This is a genomic window from Chryseobacterium tongliaonense (assembly GCF_041224435.1).
GTDB lineage: Bacteria > Bacteroidota > Bacteroidia > Flavobacteriales > Weeksellaceae > Chryseobacterium > Chryseobacterium tongliaoense.
In genome coordinates this window covers 442,774-463,712 of sequence record NZ_JBGFFD010000003.1, presented here as the reverse complement: position 1 = coordinate 463,712, position 20,939 = coordinate 442,774, and the positions used below count along the sequence as shown (strand labels likewise).

Here is a 20,939-nt window from a genome sequence, read left to right as displayed (position 1 = left end):
TATGTCCTATTTTTGAATAAATATTTGAAGAAGATGAGTTTGATTTTTGAAAAACAAATACAGGTAACGGAACAGCATATTGACGGGAACAACCATGTAAACAACGTTCAATACGTACATTGGGTGGAAGAAATTGCCGGTGAGCACTGGGATTTTGTAAAGCATAAAACCGAATTTGCAGAGTTTTCGTGGATGCTTCTCGATCATCATATTCAATATAAAAAGCAGGTCTATTTAAATGATATTATAACGGTAAAAACCTATCCTAAGGCTCCGGAAGGGATTAAGCAGCCCCGGAAAGTTGAGTTTTACTGCAATGATCAGTTGGTGGTAGATTCCAGCACGCTTTGGGTCCTGATTGATATGAAAACCCAGAAAATTAAGCGATTGGGAAGTGATTGGCTGGATAAGATCCGGTCCTGATACCTCTGCAGGTGGGTAGAATTATTTATTTACCGGTTACAGCCATTCGGATAACAGGCTACAGGTGGTGAATAAAGTGGCTGCAGGCGATCTTTAATTGCCCCGGGACACTATATAAGTACCTACAGGCAGCGATGCAAGTGGTTACGGGCACTTCAGAACCGGGTATACCCCCTTGCCTAAGGGGGTGCAGGTATCTTGATAACTATCCTCGGAGACTTCGGAACTGCCCATGGATACTTGGTATACTGGTTACAGATATTACAAAACGGGCTGAGAGGGCTTTATAGCTCTTTTTTTGTAGATATGGGTCGGGCTTTTACGCAAAGAATTATAATGTGCCGGGTAATGGAAAGAATGCAGAGGGGGAATCAATCTCATTGATTCTTATGAAGCGGATGTTGGCTATCGTGCATAAAAAATACCGCCTGGTGAGGGGGCAGTATTTTTGTTTTATAGATGTTTTTCTGAATATTATTTTTCAGATTTTAATTTTTCAACTTCCTGTTTAAGAGATTCTACCTGCTCTTTTAGTATTTTAATGTAATCCTGTAAGTTATCCATCACTTGATTCGGGACGTTGTAATATTGATTGTAATTACCAGATTGAGTATTGGAACTGCTATCATTAAATGTTAGATTTTGTATAACATTTGTCGCTCTTTCTTCTTTAATTTCTTCTACCGGAACGTCTAATGCAGCAGCCAGCTTTTCCCATTCATCATCAAATATTTTTACATCTCCGCTTTCTTTCCGGGAATAGTTGGAAACATCTGTGGATAAGATTTTAGACATATATTCCTGAGTGTATCCTCTCTGTTTTCTTACAGTTCTTAGCTTTTCCATAGTGATCTTGTATGTGCTTTGCACAAATATATACAAAAATAGTTGTTTTTTGGATTGGGTTTATATTATTGCAATGACTTTATTTTATGAGCACCGGATGAGATGTTGGTGGCAACCGGGGATTGCTTATTTAAACATGGGCAGGATTTTTTTTAACGCATAGAATTATAATATGTTGTGTAATAGGAAGAAGGCAGGGAGAAGGAATCAGTGAGATTGATTCTTACGAAGCGGATTTTGGCAATCACTCATAAAAAATACCGCCTGGTGAGAGGCGGTATCCGGTCAATAAACAGGAAGTATCTAAAATATTTTCCTGTTTATTATTTTACTGCGGCTTTTGCTTTTTCAGACTCCATTAAATGGTGCTCCAGAGTAGGAAGCGTCTTGCTTGCAAAAGATTTTAATGAAGCTTCTGTGCCTTTCGATGCCTCTTCTTTAAATTCTTCTATATCTTTTTTATGGTCACTCACCATAAGGTCTGTATACTTACGGTCAAATTCGGCTCCTTTTTTTGCCTTCAGATCATCGTATTCTTTTTGTTCCTCAGCATCTAGAGTCGTGGGTAAAGTATGTCCTATTGCTGATGCCCATTTTTTGAGTTCATCGTTTGCTTTGCTGTGGTCTTTGACCATCATGTCTCCCAATGTTTTTACAGTCTGGTTACTGGCATTCGTGGCGGCAAGCTGCCCCATCATTACTTCCATCATTCCTCCTTTGGCTGCTGCATCTGCAAATTTTTTGTCCTGATCGCTAAGGGAGTTTGCGGATGCATTCTCTGATACGGTTGCAGTATCGCCGGCCTTCATCCCGGAATCGACAGGGGCAGACATTGCAGAACTATCGGTAGATTGATCAACTGCTGAGGTTTCATTTTTTTTACATGCCACCATAGCAGCAACTGCTAAAAGGGCTAAAACTGAATTTTTCATAATATAATTTTAAGTGGTTAATGGTGAATGGCAATATGGTATTGTTTCTCTTAGGTGTAACAATTTATTTGCCAAAATGTTATTGGATTAATTGCCGGGTCAGTGTGAGTGAAGCCGGCAGTAAAATTTGAAATGAAAGTTTTAAAAATAGTTGAGTTAATGAGAGAAAAAATAAATATTTATATTCAAGCTTTGAACAACTTAATGCTATGAATAAAAGATCTAAATATTAAGGTTTTTTATCTACTCAAGGCAAATTCCTTATCTTTGCATCATGATACGTATTACAAAAATTTTTACATTCGAAACGGCACATGTACTGTATAATTATGATGGGAAATGTAAAAATATGCATGGACATTCCTATAAACTGTTTGTAACGGTGAAAGGGAAACCTGTAAATGACCTGGAAAACCCTAAAAACGGGATGGTAGTGGATTTCGGAGATATTAAAAGTATTGTGAAATCTGAAATTGTAGATGTCTGGGATCATGCAGTTCTTATCAACGGGCTTTCTCCGCACAAAGAATTGGGCGAGAATCTGGAAAATCAGGGACACAAGGTAATTTATTGTACTTTCCAGCCTACCTGTGAAAACATGCTGTATGCGATTGCGGCTAAAATAAAATCAAAACTTCCGTCTGAAGTTTCCCTGGCTTATCTGAAACTTCATGAGACAGAAAACTCTTATGGAGAATGGTTTGCAGAAGATAATCAATAATTTTATCACGAAAAAATTCAATCGGTGTTAAAAACAATCATCAATTTAGAACCTGGAAAAAAAGTGTATTTCGCTTCAGATCAGCATTTTGGTGCACCTGATCCCAAGACGAGTAAAATACGTGAAGAAAAGTTTATCCATTGGATGGACGAAATCAAAGAAGATGCCCAGGTTTTATTTCTGATGGGTGACCTGTTTGATTTCTGGCACGAATGGAAATATGTAATCCCCAAGGGGTATGTACGGGTTCTCGGAAAAATTGCAGAACTGAAAGACCGCGGAATTCATGTGTATTTTTTTGTCGGAAATCATGATTTATGGATGAAAGATTATCTGGAAGAGGAAATAGGCTGTACCGTTTTTTACAAAAAACAATATTTTGAAATTGCCGGAAAACAGTTTTTACTGGCACATGGAGATGGTTTAGGACCTGGTGACAAAGGGTATAAAAGAATGAAAAAACTGTTTACCAATCCTATTGCACAATGGGCCTTCAAATGGCTGCATCCGGATATTGCCATGAAAATTGCACTGTATCTTTCTCAGAAAAATAAAATGATTTCCGGGGAAGAAGACAAAGCTTTTTTAGGTGAGGATAAAGAATTTTTGGTTATTTATTCAAAAGAAAAACTTAAAACCGAGAAGATCGATTATTTCATTTATGGGCATCGCCATCTTCCTATGGTCCTGGAATTGGAACAAAAAGCAAAATACATTAATCTGGGAGACTGGATCTCCTATTTTACCTATGGTGTTTTTGAGAAAGATTTTGAATTGAAAACCTTTAAGGAACTGACAAAAAAAAATTACCCCTAAAAGAGGTAATTTCCGAATGAAATAAATCCATTCTCGTTTTTAATCCATATTCCGGGAACAACATTGCAAGAATCTGACCAAAAATTTAATTTGAGATTAAAAAAAAATTAAAAACCATATTTTTTTTATAATCAGTTTAAAATGAGGTTGTAAGAAATAAAAAAACATTGAAAGACATATTCAACATACAGACCGAGCAGGATTTTCTGACTGCATCATTGGCAACATTTCGTTATCAGTATGACAATGTTGAGATATACAGGAAGTTTGTGGATTATCTTAAGATCAATCCTGAAGAGGTAAAAGAGCTGTCGGAAATTCCTTTCCTGCCGATAGAAATGTTTAAAAACCACCGGATTCTGGATAAAAAAGTATCTGCAGATCTCTATTTTCAAAGTTCGGGAACGACGCAGATGAATTTATCCAGACATTTTATTGCTGATGAAGACCTCTATCGTGAAAGTATTTATAAAAGTTTTGAACGGTTTATAGGAAAACCGGAAGATTACATTTTTCTTGGTCTGTTGCCAAGCTACTTGGAAAAGCAGAATTCTTCCCTGATTTATATGGTGGATTATTTAATGCAAAAATCTGGCAGCCCTGAAAACGGATATTTTCTTTATAATCATTCGGAGTTGTTTGATTTTCTAAGTACCCTGAAAAATAAAAAAGTAATTCTTTTCGGAGTTTCCTTTGCCCTTTTAGATTTTCTGGACTATTGTCACGCTGAGCGTAGCGGTGAATCTCTGGGTTCTTCTGAAAATTTAGCGGTTATTGAAACCGGTGGAATGAAAGGTAGAAAAGAAGAAATGACAAAAGATGAGCTGCTGAAAATTTTACAGGAAGGTTTTAAAACTGAAAAAATATTTTCAGAATATTCAATGACAGAACTGCTTTCACAGGCATATTCTCTTGGAAATAATGAATATGACTGCCCAAACTGGATGCGCATACTGATAAGAAATACGGAAGACCCGTTTACTTATGAGAAAGAGGGAAGGACCGGAGCGGTAAATATTATTGATCTGGCTAATATTCATTCCTGCTCTTTCATTGCAACTCAGGATCTTGGAAAAACTTTATCTGATGGCAGATTTCAGGTGTTGGGAAGAATAGATCATTCTGATATCCGTGGATGCAGTTTATTGGTAAGTTAGTTATAAGTTATAAGTTATAAGTTATAAGTTATAAGTTATGAGGGATGGTGTAGTGAGTTTCGGGATTATTTAACTTTGTCTATCAAACTTATGAGTCAAAATTCAGATCTTGAATCTCTCGAAGAAATATGTTAAAAATAGAAGAACTTGTTCATGCATACATTCATTCTCATTGTGATTTTGAGAAAGAAATTGTTCTTACCAATCATTTTCATTCCGATTGGGAAGCAGATATGCTGATCATTGATGCGATGGGTTTCAGTCATGAAATAGAAATCAAGCTTTCAAAAAGTGATTTTAAGAACGATTTTAAAAAATCTTATATCAATGCCAATACAGGCGAAAAATTTTTAAAACACGATAAGATTTCCTGTGGTGATTATGTGTGTAATGCATTCAGTTTTCTTCTTCCGATGGGAATGATCGAGCATTCCGTGATTCCGGAACATTGCGGAATTATTGAATTTTATCATAATGCAGATAATTGGACCACAGAATTCTACCTGATCCGACAACCTAAAAAAGTACATGGAGATTCTTACTGGAAACTGAATGATAAAGACCTTTTTATCCGGAAGATGGCACTTAATTTAATTCAGCGGAAAATGGAGATCAAAGGAAAACACGAAGAGCTTATTTTTAAAAATCCTTTCGATATAAAAAAGTTAAGATAATTACTTCGCTTTTAACGAATTTGAAATTTTGAACTTTTTCTTAAGTAGTGATTGGTAAAAATGTAGTTTTCTTTATTAAAAATCAATATTGATTTTGCAGGATTCGGATAAACAGACGACTGTTTTTTTATCGGGATTTGATATCTGACGGGCTACATTCACGGCATTATCTCCTGAGATGATATACTTGAATGTACCGATTGTAAATCGTATGTTGAAATCAACTTACATGGTAATTTAAAAAGGTACATTCAGGTATATTAATATTATTTTATGCTGTTTCGGCGTCCTGATCTTTCTGAAGTAAGAATTTATAAATCAATCCGCCTACAACTCCGCCAAGAATCGGAGCTGCCCAGAACAGCCAAAGCTGTGACATGGCAAGTCCACCCACAAAAACCGCCTGAGATAAAGATCTGGCAGGATTTACAGAAGTATTGGTAATAGGAATTGAGATTAAATGAATCAGTGTTAAAGCCAGACCGATAGCAATACCTGCAAACTTTCCGTTTGCCCATCTGTCGGTTGCGCCCATAATAACGATCAGGAAAAATGCAGTTAACAGGAATTCTGCCAGAAATGCAGCTCCCATGCTGAATGCTTTACCGTTATAGACTGCTTCTGCATAGAAATTGGATGCAAAATCACCCGGTTTTGTAAAGCTTGTTGCTCCGGCACCATTCAGAATGACATACAGACAGCCTGCTGCAATAATTGCCCCGATACACTGTGCCACAATGTAAGGGATAAGATCTTTTGCAGGAAATCTTCCCCCTGCTACAAGGCCAACGGAAACAGCAGGATTGAAATGCCCGCCTGAAATATGTCCCACAGCGTAAGCCATAGTAAGTACAGTAAGCCCGAAAGCCAGTGCTACTCCAACGAGTCCGATTCCTATGTCGGGAACTCCGGCGGCAAAAATTGCGCTTCCACAACCACCGAAAACAAGCCAAAAAGTGCCGAAAAGCTCAGCAAATAGTTTTTTTATCATAATGTTCATTTTTTATAGTTAACCAAATTTAACTTTTAAATTTCGAATATAAAAGTTAAATTTTTAATATAATCATAGAAAAAGGTAGTTCTAAATATGATTTTAATAAAAGTTTGTGTGATTTCGTTATAAAATGTATTTTAACTACATTGGTATTATAGTTGAATTGAATACCATAAATGTTTATTTTTCGTTTAAAAAAATTAAAAAGCATTCGAATGAAAAAGTTTCTGTGTGTGATTTTTGTGTCTTTTATATTTAATTTTCATTATTCTCAGGCGACAAAAAAAGTGTTTCCGTGTTATGACCTTACAAAAGTTTTAAAAGTGGAACCAACCCCTCTTTATAAGCCTCATCTGGATGCTTCAAAAAGTTTCGGGGTGAAACTGCTCAAGGATACCAAGACCATTCAGAAATATATCAACAGCGGGAAATTTCATAAAATAAAAAAGACAGGCAAGGGTTATAAAGTACAAAAACTTGATTACAGCAGGGCGTATATGGTTTCGAAAGCGAAAATTACCCTTGAAAAAATAGGCGCCAGATTCAGTAAAGAAACAAAAGGGCGTACTTTTACCGTTTCATCCATAACAAGAACTCTTGAAGACCAGTGCAGATTAAGAAGAGTAAACTCCAATGCATCTTTGGGAATAAGCTCTCACAATTATGGAAATTCTTTTGATATTTCTTATGTACGCTTTAACAACGTTTTAAAATACAATCCTAAAATGGAAGCTGCTCTTGAAAAAGTATTGCGGTACTATGCGAATGCAGGCAGAATCTATTACATCAGAGAAAGACAACAGAGCTGTTACCACATCACGGTGAGAAACTATTAATTCCTGTTCATAATTCACCCTGTAACTATTTTGAATAATACCCTGAATTGATGATGTGAATAGAAATAATAGAATAAGTTTCATTTACATTTAAAAATTATTAATTAATCTTCAATTATAAGTGAGATATTTGCACAGGTAGTTTAGTTTGTATAATTTTATGCGACTAAAAAACTAAGTACTATGACAATTTTTAACAGAGATGCATACACCGCTGCAATAGCCGGGTGGAATGCTTGTTTGCAGGACTATTCAACCATACAGAAGCTAATCCCCTCCAATTATATTTTTAATCTTTCGCTAGACCAGATCGGTTGGGTGAAAAAGAATAATTTGTATAATGATTTCTGTGTAGACATGGGAGTTTATAATAATCAGCTGGTAATGATCCTTTGCCCGCTTGATGCCAAAGGACAGAAAATTATTGTGAGTGAATACCCTTACAGTGTGCTTTCTGAATTGACCAATGATTTAAGCCTTGTGGAAACAGAAGAATATACCATTGTAAAAAATGCTGTTCTTTCTAAAGATTTACGAAAGGTAGACGACTCTTCCGATATGTATTTTCCCGTAGCCAATATGCCCTTAATGGAACAGGACAAAGCTGTAGCTGCGATCGAATTATGGAGAAACGAAGGAGCTATCTGGTTTTACAGGGAATGCAATGAGTTTAAGGGAGAAAGAATCTTTAAATCATTCTATGTACCTTCTGCAAACCTTGCTCCGCCGAAAGAAGGGCTTAACAGATTTGTATGCTCATTCGGACTGAAGTTTTCCGAGATCTACCAGAGAACACTGGTAACAATGATCTTTATTTCCTTTTATGATAATCTGAAAAATAATGACAATGGAAGCGTAAGTGTAGAGGTCATCTCAAATACGTACGACTGGTCAAGACCGTGTCCTCCTATCTGTCAGTTATAAAATATTAAATGCACAGCTATTTTATCATAACATGGGGGATCACCAATGTTCTGCTTCTTATTTCTTTTATTTTCGGGGTTTTTAAACATCCCGTTTTAAGGAAGGAAGAAAGGCAATATGTATATTATCTTGGTTTTCTTTTACTGATAGAGGCAGCTACCAATTTTCTGACGCTTGCCCTCCATTTTAAAGATACTTCATTTTTGTATCCGATATATATAGCCGGTGAATTTTTTGTTTTAGCGAGTTTGTTCATCAGAAAACTGAAATTATCAAAATTCTGGTTTATCCCGATCGTGATACTAACATTTGGTTTTCTGATTGTCAATAAATTTTATATTACCTATTTTAATAATGATATTGGAAAAGTAGTCTCCAATATCATTATTATCTGTTTTGCGGGAGTGGCATTATTACAGCAGATTAAGAATAATATCAGCATCAACCGGTTTACACTCGTAGATGCATGTATTTTTTTCTATTATTCCGTTTCTGTTTTTATCTTTATCATTCAGCATCAGATCGCATCTTTATCAGAAGATAATTATTACACGATTTTAGGAACTAATAATATCCTGTCGAGTATTTTGTACGGTTCATTTATATATACCTTTACCCAATTAAAGAAATAACATTAAATATTGATTATCTGATACTTGTAATTGTTACCATAGCAATTATCGTATTGTTTTTTTTACTGGCATACAAAGCTTTTGTAGACCGGATTGTTAAAGAAAAAAAGGCACAGTATGAAGCAGAGGTGCTTCATCAGAAAAAACTGGTATTGGAAAATATTAAAGCCCAGGAAGAAGAGCGCAAACGTATTGCCGTAATGATTCATGATGACATCGGAAACCGGCTCAATATACTTTCTCTCTGGCTTAATAACCTGGATACCAAAGGTGATGAACTGATTAAAAGGAATATCTATAATCAGATGTCTGCCCTGATCGATTCGGCAAGGAATATTTCCCATTCATTATACCCCGTGAATCTCGAATCGGTAGGCCTGGTATTGTATATAGAAGAATTAATCGTTAATCTTGCTCACAAAATCAATATTTCGTTGTATGTGGCTCCCGATTATCAGAAAAAAGATAACTTTATAGAAGTCCAGCTGTACCGGATTATTCAGGAGTTTACAACCAATGTAATCAAACATTCTTCAGCCACGGATATCTGGATCTCTATTAAAGATTATCCGGGTAATATGGCGGTAGTGATTACAGATAACGGACAGGGTTTTGACTATGAAGCCGTGAAAAAAGGAATGGGAATTAAAAATATAGAATCCAGAATCAAATCCATGAACGCGGCCCATAAGTGGAAAAATGCCTTAAATAAAAGAAGCCGTTTAATTATTAAAATTCCATACAATAATGAACTCTCAAATCAAAGTAGCCTTAATCGATGATGAGCAATTAATCCTCGAAGGAGTAAAATTATTATTGTCCAATGAAAAAAACATATCCGTTTGCCTTACCGCAGGAAACGGGCAGGATTTTATTGATAACCTGACAAACCTTCCTTCTGAAAGCTTTCCGGATATTGCTTTGGTCGATGTGCAGATGCAGCCGATGAACGGCTTTGAGCTGGTAGAAATTCTTAAAGAAAAATATCCCGACCTCAAGATCATTATACTTTCTTCCCATTACAAAAGCTCCATTCTGGGGTATATGGTTAAACTTGGAGTATCAGCCTTCCTCCCCAAAAATTCAGATAAAAAAACCTTTATAGAAGCGATTACAACAGTTTCTAAAAATGGTGTTTTCTTTACTGCCGAAGACCATCAGATGCTTTTTTCTTATATGAACAGCTCAAGTAAGAAAAAATCCTTATTCGAAATGGAAGACGAGCTTTCAGAGCGTGAAAAAGATGTGGTAAAGCTCATTTGCCAGGAATATACCAATAATGAGATTGCAGAAAAGCTATTCATCAGCCCGCGAACGGTAGAAAGCCACCGGCAGCGCATTCTCGAGAAAATCGGGGCCAAAAATACCGTCGGTATGGTGATTTATGCCATCATAAACAATATTTATTCCTTAGAAAGAATTTGATTCCGTAGAAATACGGAATTTTTATTTTGGTACTTTTTACTCTAGTATCCCCATTCTTTCTGTCCTTACTTTGAGAACATCATTAAGGAACCATTCATCAGCAGAAAGAATTTGTAGCCGGATCTTTTGAATGGCCGATTAAAGCAGGAAATAATGGAAAAAAATAGTATCGTATCTGTCGGAATATTTTTCGATGGAACAGGAAACAATGGGATCAATGCCACCTCAGGCAGGAAGCCCTCAAGCAATAATGAAAGTTATTACAACAGCACAACCAATATTTATAAACTTTTTAATTTATTTCAGGGAAACGAAAAAATATATATTGAAGGAATCGGGACACTGACAGGAGCGGAGGACAGCAATTTTGCCATGGCCACCTGTAAAAACCCTGTAGGATATATAGGATATTCTTCTGATGATAAGCTTGCAAGGGCATTTGCTTTTATACAGGATAAAATGGAGGACAGAAGCAAGGAATATCAGTTTTATGTATATGGATTCAGCAGGGGAGCGATGCTGGCAAGAAACCTGTGCTATGAATTATTAAAACCTGATTCAAGAGTTCTTGGAAATGTGAAAGTAAAATTTTTGGGTGTTTTTGATACCGTAGAATCCACCCCGTTCAATGATTACAGTGTAAGCCTGTTGCCTGAAGTTGAAAATGCAGTTCATCTGTGTGCAGTGAATGAATGCCGGTATTTTTTTCCTCTTACGGGCTTTTTTGAGGATTCAAAAAATATGGATGATTCTCAATTAAAAACAGGAACATCGGTCTGGAAAGAAATTTTTGTTCCCGGTGCTCATGCCGATGCAGGAGGCGGATATCTGGAAGCTTCCCAGTCGGTATATGTTTCACCCAATTTTATGCGTATTAAAGATGTGGAAACCTATATTGCCAATGTGAGAAATACAATGCGCGACTCCGGATTAAATAAAATCTGGAACAGCCTTCTGGAAAATTATAAAATTGATTCGGGAGGTGTTTTTTCCCAGGCGTATGTAGCCAGGAATATGGTATACAATGACTTGTCAAAAGTATATGGAAGACTGATCCTGACGCAGACGAATGCAGTAACACCGGTTTTCAGCACCGATTTTTCGGCGCAGGATTTCGAAATTGATTCAGTGAAGCATCCGTTTCTGATCACCTTTTCAGATCAGCTGGAAAAATATGCGGTTACTATGGATCAGGCTTTAAAACCGGTTTATAATTATGAACAGTTTGTGCCATACACCCATATTTCAGCCAATTTTGGGCTGTATAGCAATCGTGTTGTGCAGAAATCTCAGAACGGGATAGATGCAGAACTGATCAACAACGGAATGAATATCCCGAGTCATGCGACGGTAGATACGATTCATCCGAGGTTTAAATCCGAGATTCACCTTCTCGAAGATGGCTCTGTAACGGATTTTGCGTATGGTGCTAATGTTCCGAATAATGATATTTGGGACCGCTCGATATTGATTAAATAGACTTACATATTTTATGTTGGTATTTTTTCAGTTTTAAATTTAGGTAGAAGAGCTTCTCATTTTGAGAAGCTTTTTTCTTTTGTTATGGAGCGTTTTAATGTTTTGGGTAAATTGTTTTTCACATTACGTGGAAATACGGATTTTTTTATTTGGTGCTTTTTACTGTAGTTTTTTCTTTTTTATCACCGTTACTTTGACTTGTTCATTACTCATAGAAGCTTCAGATTATGATGAACTTAAAACTGCTACGATTTATTTCAAATCAGTGAAAATTTAAAATAGAAATTAATAACTGGTTTAAATGATATCGGAAAAAGAATAATCAGATCAGGATTGATCATAAAAATTTAAGTAAACAAATCAAAAAATATTAAGTCATGGAATACAGAGATAATGAAGTTATTTTCGCAGCAACTTCAAACAAATTAGTAAAAGGTTCTTTCACCGTAAGTCAGTTTTCTATTACAGACGGTCAGGACCCTAAAGGACATATTTATGCAGGATTTACTGCAAGTTGTGGTAGTGACGGGAAATTTTCTTTCTCCATCGGAAGAAAAGGCTCTAAAACTGTTGCCGATTGGTTTGCAGCAAGAGTACCGGGCAATAAAACCACATTCAATCATAATCCGGGCGAACTGAACTTTGCAATGATCGGAACCCTGGTTTTGGAATTTTCCAACGCTGTATGCACATTTTATAATGTAGCTCTCGCACAGGGCCACGCCGGGGCAAGCAATAACTGGTGGTTTGGTGGGCAGCAGGCGATGTACAACGGCAGTGATTCCGTTATCTATGGTGCTCTAAGCAACGGATTGGTGCAGTTGGTTTCCTTTCAGAGAGGCGGAAATGATGTCAATGAAGTGAAAGTGGCTCCCAGAACTTTTTAGTGTTACTTTTTATCATATTTCAATATTTACAAGGTGTGAAGAAGCTGTTCATTTGAGCAGCTTTTTTTATTTCCGGGATATTCATTTCTTTTTCCGTATTTTTGCACCCGAAAAATATTCAGTATTAATTCTTAATTATATCATTAAATGCTTTCTGTTCAAGGTTTAGGATTACATCATTCGGGAAACTATTTGTTTCAAAATGTGAATTTCACCATTAAAAAGGATGATAAAATCGGTTTGGTAGGTAAAAATGGAGCGGGAAAATCCACTTTATTAAAAATGCTTTCAGGAGAAATCAATTTCTTCGAAGGAAATGTAGTGGCTGAAGGAAATGCTACCATCGGCTTCCTGAAACAGGATCTTGATTTTGTGAAAGGCAGAACTGTCTGGGCAGAAACCATGCAGGCTTTTGAGCAAATTAATGCATGGAAAAATGAACTGGAGGAAGTAAATCATCAGATGACCGTAAGAACCGATTACGAAAGTGATTCTTATACGGATCTGATTAATAAAATGACCGAGCTGAATGACCTTTTAATGAACCATGATGCCTACAATCTGGAAGGTGATATGGAAAAAGTTTTATTCGGTTTAGGTTTCAAAGCAGACGATTTCCAGAAAATTACAGATGAATTTTCCGGAGGCTGGAGAATGAGAATCGAATTGGCGAAATTGCTTCTTCAGAAAAATGATATCATGCTTCTCGATGAGCCTACCAATCACCTGGATATGGAATCCATCATCTGGCTGGAAAACTTCTTGAAAGATTATCCCGGGGCAATCGTTCTGGTAAGTCACGATAAGCAGTTTATGACAGCCGTTTGTAACCGTACTTTTGACATCAACAATAAAAAAGTTGACGATTATAAGGCCAATTATTCCAAATACCTGGTCATGCGTGAAGACCGCCGTGAAAAGCTTATTCAGGCAAAAAAGAATCAGGATGCGGAGATCAAGCAAATGGAAGACAATATTAATAAGTTCCGGGCAAGTGCTACAAAAGCATCTTTTGCACAGTCGCTTATTAAAAAATTAGATAAAATAGAGCGTATTGAAGTTGATAACGAAGACGTTTCAAAATTCAATATCCGTTTCGTACAATCTATGGTTCCCGGAAAAGTAATCTTTGAAGCTGAAAATTTAGGAAAGGCATACGGAAAGAAACAGATTTTTGATGATGTGGATTTCATTGTTCAGAGAGGGGACAGAATTGCTCTTTTGGGGCAAAACGGACAGGGTAAAACAACATTAGCCAAAATTCTTGCCGGAGATATCAAAGATTATTCAGGATCATGGAATTTAGGGCATAACGTTAATATCGGGTACTTCGCCCAGAATCAGGAAGAAGTTTTAACCCCGAATAAAACGGTTCTTGAAGAAGCGGAAGATGCCGCAACAGAAGAAACAAGACCAAGAGTAAGGGATTTATTAGGATCATTCCTGTTTCAGGGTGAGGCTGTTTCCAAAAAGACAAAAGTACTTTCCGGAGGTGAGAGAAACCGTCTGGCGCTTTGTAAATTGTTGCTGCGTCCTTTCAACACGCTGATTATGGATGAGCCTACCAATCACCTGGATATTCAGTCTAAGGAAATTATTAAGCTGGCGCTGCAGAATTTTGAAGGAACATTAATTGTAATTTCTCACGACAGGGAATTCCTTCAGGGGCTTTGTGATAAAATTTACGAATTCCGTGACGGTAAAATGAAAGAATTCCTGGGAGATATTAATGAATACCTGGAGTACAGACAAAAAGAAACCATCAGGGAGATTTCTGCGGAAAAAGCAAAACTTCACCATGAGGATGTCAAAGTTGAAGTGAAAAAAGTAGAAACCGTTGCGCCAAAACCTCAGGCACAAACCAACATTGTTTCCAAAGAGCAAAAAAATATTCAGAATAAACTGAAAAAAGTGGAAGAGAAAATTTCTGAGCTTGAGACTAAAGTTGAAGAAATGGAAGCTTCTTTCACCAAAGAAAACCCTTCTGATGAAACCCTTGAAAAATATAATAAAACCAAGGAAGAACTGGAGCTGGCTTTGCAGGAATGGGAATATCTCGGTACTCAGCTTGAGTAAGTTAGGGATCAGATATTAGAAGCCAGACATGAGCTCTTAATTTCAAATAACAAAGGTATTGTAACAAGCCTGCAATGCCTTCGACATATATTAAACGTTTCATTGGGTGTATTTTAATAAAACTTTAATGGGACTATTCAATTATTATTTCTATTTTTGAACCATGATTCTGAAAGAAAGCAGACAATTCAAGAATTTTATTTCCAGACTTTTGTTTGGAATATACTTTCTTGCGCTGTTTTCTCAAAATTTTCACAGTCACAGTTCTGAAGATGTTTTTGGAAGTTTTAATTTTAAGAAATCAGAAAATATCATTTCAAAAAATATAGCCAAAGAAAAAGCCGGTGACTGTCTGGCCTGTCATTTTATGGCTACAGGACATACCCTGGTTCCTGAAGACTTTCATTTTTCTTTTGAAGCTTATACACACGAAGTAAAGCAGATTATTGCTGTTCAGGAGAAAATATGGTCTCAGACCAAATTCACCTTTCAGCTTCGGGGGCCACCCGCAATTTCATAATTCATAGATCTATTACCGGATTTATCTTACATTTTTACGACTTAAAACTATTTCTTAATGAGGAAATCCAACCATTAAGCCATCATTAAGCTGTAGAATAATAAGATTGAATACATCTGTAGAATTGTAATTTACATGAATACATTTTACGTTGTACAAACTATTCCGGATTACAAATTTTTACAAAAAATGTACTCTCGAGTACACAATCAATCTATCTATTACAATGAAATTGATATATAGTTTACTGTTGGTCCTTAGCGGATTGATAGTAGTAAACGCACAAAAAACTTATACGGTTGAAGGAACTGTTCAGGATTTCCATGACAAAAGCATGCTGGAAAATGCCGAAGTGAAAATCGGTGACTTCAGTACCAGAACAGATAAAAAAGGAAAGTTCTCACTCAGCAAAATTCCTGCGGGAAACTATATTCTCATTGCAAAACATCCCGATTGTCATGATTATACTGAAAATATAGGAGTTGACAAAGATTTGCATTTGAGCATCACCCTGGAACATCATGTGGAAGATATCGAGACTGTTACCATACACGGAACCCACAAAACCAACGGTTCTCTAATCGTTAAAACCCTTGATAAATCTGAAATTGAGAAAAATGCTACGGATAATTTAGGAAACCTGCTTTCAAAAATATCGGGAGTTACCGCATTGAAAACAGGAAATAATATTTCAAAACCTATCATTCACGGGCTTTACGGGAGCAGAATCAATATTCTGAATAACGGGGTAAGGCTTGCCGAGCAGGAATGGGGTGTAGAGCATGCACCGAATGTTGATATCAATAATTTTCAGCATATCGATGTTGTTAAAGGCGCTTCAGCCCTGAAATACGGCAGTGATGCAATAGGAGGAGTTGTTATTATGGAACCTGAAATTTTCCCTAAAAAAGATACCATAAAAGGATCCGTAAACCTTTCGGGAATTTCAAACGGAAGAGGACTTGGATTAGATGTTGATATCGCCAAAACATGGAAGAACGGCTGGGCAGTAAAATCCGGCGGATCGATCAGAAAATTGGGCGATCAGCACGCACCTGATTACAATCTGATGAATACGGGAATGGATTTTTCATCCTTTAATTTTACCGTTCAGAAGAACAGCTATGAGCAGGGGATTTCTTTTGATTATTATCTTACCAATCAGAATATCGGGATTTACAGAGGTTCTCACATGGGAAATAATAATGATTTTTATAATGCGATGACATTTAAAATCCCGGTATATACAGGAACTTTCAGCTATGATATCGATAATCCGAGACAGCTTATAGAGCATCATATTGCGAAAGTTTCCGCTTTCAAAAGATTTGAAAATATCGGGAAGGTATCTGCTACATACAGTTTTCAGTACAATCACAGACAGGAATATGATATCAGAAGGGGAGAATTGAAAGATACTCCGTCTCTGGATCTTGCCTTAATGACCCATCAGTTTAATCTGAACGATTTGCTCGAAAGAGAAAAATGGTCTCTGGAAACGGGGATTGATGCAAGCTTTCAGAATAATTATTCCGATCCGGCAACTAAAGCAAGACGTCTGATTCCGAATTATGATAAATATGCTGCAGGAATTTATTCCATATTCAAGTATAAACTTTCTCATGACCTGAATGTTGAAGTTGGAGCAAGATATGATTTCACCCGTTATGATGTAACGAAATGGTATGATAAAAGCGATTGGGAGAAGTTATATGCCGATTCTTATCCGCAGTTTTATGTGAAAACCAATCAGAACAGGATTCTGACACGTCCACAATTGAATTATAACAATGTTTCCTTCAATGCAGGACTGGAGTATCATCCGAATAATAATTTCAATCTGAAATTCAATTATGCAAAAGTAGGGCGAACTCCTAATATCGCAGAGTTGTTTTCAGACGGGTTACACCATTCTGCAGCGGTCATAGAAATCGGGGATATGGGACTGAAGAATGAGCAGGGACACCAGTTTAATTTAGTGGCTGATGCGAAATTCAACGTACTCCGTGGTCTGAATGTTTCCGTTAACCCTTACTTTTTTATCACTAAGAATTTTATCAATGAAATTCCTACCGGTGTGCAGAATACCATCAGAGGTGTATTTCCAGTATGGAGCTATCAGCAGATTGATGCGAAAATGTATGGTGTAGATGTGGATGTTAACTGGAAACTTACAGATGAGCTTTCTTATATAGGAAGAGGAAGTTATTTATATGGCCAGGATGATACGCATAACGAGCCGTTGATCCTGATGATGCCACCGAATTTTTCCAATGCAATTCAGTTTAAAAAGGAGAATTGGAATAATTTCTATTTCACCCTTGAAAATCAGACATTCTTAAAACAAACCAGATTTCCAGTGCATAATGCCTCCGTTACCATTTATGAAAATGGAGATGAGGTAGAAAAGACAGTGGATTTCAGTACCCCTCCGGGTGGATATTCACTTTGGAATATTCAGACCGGAATCAATGTCAGTAAAAACCTTTCTGCAGGGCTTATTGTTAACAACCTTTTCGATGTTTCATACAGGGATTACCTGAATCGTATGAGGTTTTTTGCCGATGAAGCAGGAAGAAATTTCATTCTGAATGTTAGATATCGTTTCTAATATTCAACAAAAACAAATCAGAATTTTAAAAATTTTAAATTAAAAAAAATGAACAATCTATTCAATACCAAAAATATAATCAGGTTATTAGCCGTTTTATTCATCACTTTTTCAATTGTGTCTTGTCAGAGGGATAATTCTGCAGAAGAAGATGATATCCCACAGGAAGAGCTTACCAATATTGTTTTACTGGTAAAAGATGTGGCTGCCAATACTACAACCCCTTATAATTACAGTATCGGGGCGGGCGGAGCACAATCTATAAAACTGGAAGACGGTAAAACCTACGAAGTGGAAGCACAGTTTAAAAACGGAAACGAAGATGCTACAGGAGAAATCAGAGATGCTAAAGATGAGCATTTCTTAATATATAACTTCCCTAATTCCGATATTGTTCTTACCCGTACAGATGATGCTTCATCTACCAGAGCAGACGGAAAGCGTGTTGGTCTTAAAACAACCTGGGTCGTTAATAAAGCAATAAAAAATGCGTCTGCAACAAGCCAGTTGATTTTTACTCTGTATCATGAGCCTGCAACAGTTTCTGAAGCTTCTGCGGTAAGTGGAAACGGTGTGGTATACGGGACTCAGACTGGAGGTGAAACAGATGCCCAGGCAAACTATACTATTATTAATTAATATATCTTTAATCTTGTTAAAAACCACTGAAGTTTTTCAGTGGTTTTTTTATTTTCACAAACAAAAGATTAACACGTTAGTTAGTTTAAACAAAAAAATAAAACCTCCTAATGAGGAGGCTTATAAAGTTTAGTCTGAAATTAAGGCATCCAATAAGACCACTTGCTTCCGTTGAAAACAGCTAGACGTTTTGCACCGGTTTTGTTCACGTATACCATCATTCCCGGAGATGGAGTGGGGATATTTCTTACATCTTCCACGATAGGCAATACCATCGATTGGGTTGTAGATTCCAGCACCAAAACTCCATTGGCTGTGCTTGATGCTGCTCCCATGATCACTTTTTCACCTGCACCTTCAGCCATTTGTACCACCGTAGGCTGAGTAGCCAAAGCTGTGGTTACATCGGCATCCTGACCGCTTAGATCAACCCATGTTCCGTTATAATATTTTATACGGGCTTTTGTGGAATCGGTTGCATCGAGAATCAAAGTTCCTTCTGCAGGGGTTGTCGGTAATGTTCTTACGTAAGGTAAGATGATTCCTTTATTCTGGTTAGGTGCAAAATCTAATAAAACAGAGGTTTTTACTGGCGCTGTACCAAGAGCATCTCCTACGATCACCTGTGCGTTTGAAGATATGGTTATTCCTATAAATAGTCCGGATATTATTTTTTTCATTGTTTTAATTTTTTGAGGTAAAATTGTTAAATTAATTAAGGACAAGTTGCAGTGCTGAAGCAGCTCCAGGCAGTTCCGTCATAGAGTTTTAAACACTTAGCCGTAGTGTCATACACCATCATTCCTTCCTGAGGAGATACAATGGCATTCACCTGAACAGTTGTCATTCTGGAAATCACAAATCCTTTATTATTGGATTCTAAAACCAGATGAGCCGATTTTCTGCTTGCCGGCCAGCTTCCGTCATTCGAGCTTACTTTTTGCAAAAGAGAAATTCCGACTTTACTGTCTGCACCTGCTGTTGTGGTATTGGCATCATCGTAGCATACACATCTCTGGATGAAATAATCATTGGTTGTCTCGTAATAAGTATCTCCATATATTGGTGAGGATGTTGAAACGAAGTTGTTGGTAGAACCATTCGTGCCTTGTTGCTTAATTTGAAATTTAAATGTTTCATCAGTTTCATAAACAACATCATTTACGGAAGCAATATTTATTCTGATTCCGTCTTCGTCGTTCGTCGGGCTTGAATATCCCGGTGTAACACCGCCGTCATAGTTCCCGATAGGGATTGTTACCAGATACATGCTGCTTCCCGGTGTGTGGGTCACCACTGGCGTACCATTGGAATTGGCAACCCCGGTCACAGTAATATCGCTGTCTGAGGCAAAAGCTGTACCATTGGAAGGGTTGATCAGCTCAAAAGCTACTGTAGTTGCAGTCGTTACGGCACCACTGATTCTCATAAATAAAGTTCCGTTGCTTAAGCCTTCGCAAGCTGCTAAAGAATTAGAAAATTTTAAATCGATAAGCGGATTAAGCGTGATTCTGATATCATCCAATAAGTTACCTGCACCCGGACTGGTTGTATTCACCGCTCTGAATCCCACTCTGTAAACACCGGAAACTCCTGTAAACGTGTAAGTTCCTGTGTTGTTAGACCACGCTGCCGTGCTTGAAGGTAATACCGTTTGTCTTACGGTAGCTATATTTACCTGGTTTTGATCTTCAATTACCATTGCAGCCCGTTCCGAAGTGTCTAGTCTGGCTCTGTGTCTGAAATTAAAATTGATGATATCTCCATTGGCTAAATACATATTCTGATAAATCATAGAACTTACAAACGCATTCAGTTCGACAAAGTTGGTTCCCTGTGCAGCGGGTACACTGCCAAAGCCCGTTCCCCAGACTTCAACCGGGTGACAGGCACCAACAACGCCCACGGTACATGCGCCAGCCTGGGTAGGATGGGAAGTATACCAGGGCGAGCTCACCGTTAATCCCGCATCGAAACTTGCTCCAAATCCGAAGTTGGTGTCAGTTTGCTGTACTGTTGCATTGGCAACCCCAAATTCGAGTCCGGGATTGACAATCACTCTTGTCTGCGCTAAAATGTTTTGGGAAATACTTAAAAATAGGAACATAACTACAGGAAATCCAAAAGATGCTTTACATAATGGAAGTCTTGTAATCCGGGTAGATGTTTTCATAATTGTTGTTTATTAATGCTTTTAAGAATAAAAAGCTGATTTTAGATTAAAATGTGTTTTTAAATTATATTTGAATTTTGTGTTTTAAAGAAGGTACATGTAGTTAAAATTAATAGCTGCAAAACTAAATAAAAAATTAACTTTTAATGTTTATTTTCTATTAAATTCATATAA

Annotated in this window: 21 protein-coding genes; 16 read left to right on the top strand and 5 right to left on the bottom strand. The window is 37.0% G+C overall.

Annotated elements, in window-relative coordinates; all coding sequences use genetic code 11:
- The first annotated feature begins 33 nt into the window (after positions 1-33).
- Positions 34-423 carry an acyl-CoA thioesterase gene (locus AB8P06_RS09690; RefSeq protein ID WP_369840878.1) on the top strand — a complete coding sequence of 130 codons (390 nt, stop codon included), beginning with the start codon at positions 34-36 and terminating at the stop codon, positions 421-423.
- Positions 424-897: 474 nt separating this feature from the next.
- Here AB8P06_RS09690 and AB8P06_RS09685 read toward each other — a convergent pair whose 3' ends face one another.
- Positions 898-1,269 carry a helix-turn-helix domain-containing protein gene (locus AB8P06_RS09685; RefSeq protein WP_369840876.1) on the bottom strand — a complete coding sequence of 124 codons (372 nt, stop codon included), beginning with the start codon at positions 1,267-1,269 and terminating at the stop codon, positions 898-900.
- Between the two features lie 323 nt (positions 1,270-1,592).
- Entirely contained in the window at positions 1,593-2,201 is a 609-nt protein-coding gene (locus AB8P06_RS09680; protein WP_369840874.1) for a DUF4142 domain-containing protein, read from the bottom strand.
- A 274-nt stretch (positions 2,202-2,475) separates the two neighbouring features.
- On the opposite strand from AB8P06_RS09680, the gene AB8P06_RS09675 reads away from it, so the two are divergent.
- From AB8P06_RS09675 to AB8P06_RS09660, 4 genes are all read left to right on the top strand, one after another.
- Positions 2,476-2,922 carry a 6-pyruvoyl trahydropterin synthase family protein gene (locus tag AB8P06_RS09675; RefSeq protein ID WP_369840872.1) on the top strand — a complete coding sequence of 149 codons (447 nt, stop codon included), beginning with the start codon at positions 2,476-2,478 and terminating at the stop codon, positions 2,920-2,922.
- 24 nt (positions 2,923-2,946) lie between these two features.
- Positions 2,947-3,738 (top strand): UDP-2,3-diacylglucosamine diphosphatase, encoded by a 792-nt coding sequence (locus tag AB8P06_RS09670; protein ID WP_369840870.1) that lies wholly within the window; start codon positions 2,947-2,949, stop codon positions 3,736-3,738.
- Positions 3,739-3,905: 167 nt separating this feature from the next.
- Entirely contained in the window at positions 3,906-4,895 is a 990-nt protein-coding gene (locus AB8P06_RS09665) for a LuxE/PaaK family acyltransferase (protein WP_369840868.1), read from the top strand.
- 128 nt (positions 4,896-5,023) lie between these two features.
- Positions 5,024-5,569 carry a hypothetical protein gene (locus AB8P06_RS09660; RefSeq protein ID WP_369840866.1) on the top strand — a complete coding sequence of 182 codons (546 nt, stop codon included), beginning with the start codon at positions 5,024-5,026 and terminating at the stop codon, positions 5,567-5,569.
- 271 nt (positions 5,570-5,840) lie between these two features.
- Here AB8P06_RS09660 and aqpZ read toward each other — a convergent pair whose 3' ends face one another.
- Positions 5,841-6,557, bottom strand: a complete 717-nt coding sequence (gene aqpZ, locus AB8P06_RS09655; protein WP_369840981.1) for an aquaporin Z — start codon at positions 6,555-6,557, stop codon at positions 5,841-5,843.
- 221 nt (positions 6,558-6,778) lie between these two features.
- Between aqpZ and AB8P06_RS09650 the strand changes: the two genes are divergently transcribed.
- The 11 genes from AB8P06_RS09650 (at position 6,779) to AB8P06_RS09600 (ending at position 18,592) form a co-directional block, all read left to right on the top strand.
- Positions 6,779-7,399, top strand: coding sequence for a DUF5715 family protein (locus AB8P06_RS09650; RefSeq protein WP_369840864.1), 621 nt, complete (start codon positions 6,779-6,781; stop codon positions 7,397-7,399).
- 183 nt (positions 7,400-7,582) lie between these two features.
- Positions 7,583-8,323: a hypothetical protein gene (locus AB8P06_RS09645; protein ID WP_369840862.1), complete on the top strand. Its 741-nt coding sequence runs from the start codon at positions 7,583-7,585 to the stop codon at positions 8,321-8,323.
- 8 nt (positions 8,324-8,331) lie between these two features.
- Positions 8,332-8,955: a hypothetical protein gene (locus AB8P06_RS09640; protein ID WP_369840860.1), complete on the top strand. Its 624-nt coding sequence runs from the start codon at positions 8,332-8,334 to the stop codon at positions 8,953-8,955.
- 53 nt (positions 8,956-9,008) lie between these two features.
- The gene (locus AB8P06_RS09635; RefSeq protein WP_369840858.1) at positions 9,009-9,737 is read left to right on the top strand and encodes a sensor histidine kinase; all 729 of its coding nucleotides are present in this window, start codon (positions 9,009-9,011) and stop codon (positions 9,735-9,737) included.
- A complete protein-coding gene (locus AB8P06_RS09630) occupies positions 9,703-10,380 on the top strand; it encodes a response regulator (RefSeq protein ID WP_369840856.1) in 678 nt (225 codons plus the stop codon). The genes AB8P06_RS09635 and AB8P06_RS09630 overlap by 35 nt, the downstream gene beginning before the upstream one ends.
- A gap of 153 nt (positions 10,381-10,533) precedes the next feature.
- Positions 10,534-11,859 (top strand): T6SS phospholipase effector Tle1-like catalytic domain-containing protein, encoded by a 1,326-nt coding sequence (locus AB8P06_RS09625; protein ID WP_369840854.1) that lies wholly within the window; start codon positions 10,534-10,536, stop codon positions 11,857-11,859.
- A 377-nt stretch (positions 11,860-12,236) separates the two neighbouring features.
- The gene (locus AB8P06_RS09620) at positions 12,237-12,746 is read left to right on the top strand and encodes a hypothetical protein (RefSeq protein ID WP_369840852.1); all 510 of its coding nucleotides are present in this window, start codon (positions 12,237-12,239) and stop codon (positions 12,744-12,746) included.
- A 147-nt stretch (positions 12,747-12,893) separates the two neighbouring features.
- Entirely contained in the window at positions 12,894-14,822 is a 1,929-nt protein-coding gene (locus AB8P06_RS09615) for an ABC-F family ATP-binding cassette domain-containing protein (protein WP_369840850.1), read from the top strand.
- 163 nt (positions 14,823-14,985) lie between these two features.
- Positions 14,986-15,342: a hypothetical protein gene (locus tag AB8P06_RS09610; protein ID WP_369840848.1), complete on the top strand. Its 357-nt coding sequence runs from the start codon at positions 14,986-14,988 to the stop codon at positions 15,340-15,342.
- Between the two features lie 226 nt (positions 15,343-15,568).
- The gene (locus tag AB8P06_RS09605; protein ID WP_369840846.1) at positions 15,569-17,953 is read left to right on the top strand and encodes a TonB-dependent receptor; all 2,385 of its coding nucleotides are present in this window, start codon (positions 15,569-15,571) and stop codon (positions 17,951-17,953) included.
- A 48-nt stretch (positions 17,954-18,001) separates the two neighbouring features.
- Positions 18,002-18,592: a hypothetical protein gene (locus AB8P06_RS09600; RefSeq protein ID WP_369840844.1), complete on the top strand. Its 591-nt coding sequence runs from the start codon at positions 18,002-18,004 to the stop codon at positions 18,590-18,592.
- A 140-nt stretch (positions 18,593-18,732) separates the two neighbouring features.
- On the opposite strand, the gene AB8P06_RS09595 is transcribed toward AB8P06_RS09600, so the two are convergent.
- Positions 18,733-19,272: a phage tail-like protein gene (locus tag AB8P06_RS09595; RefSeq protein WP_369840842.1), complete on the bottom strand. Its 540-nt coding sequence runs from the start codon at positions 19,270-19,272 to the stop codon at positions 18,733-18,735.
- A 35-nt stretch (positions 19,273-19,307) separates the two neighbouring features.
- Positions 19,308-20,765, bottom strand: a complete 1,458-nt coding sequence (locus AB8P06_RS09590) for a phage tail-like protein (RefSeq protein ID WP_369840840.1) — start codon at positions 20,763-20,765, stop codon at positions 19,308-19,310.
- Positions 20,766-20,939: the final 174 nt, after the last annotated feature.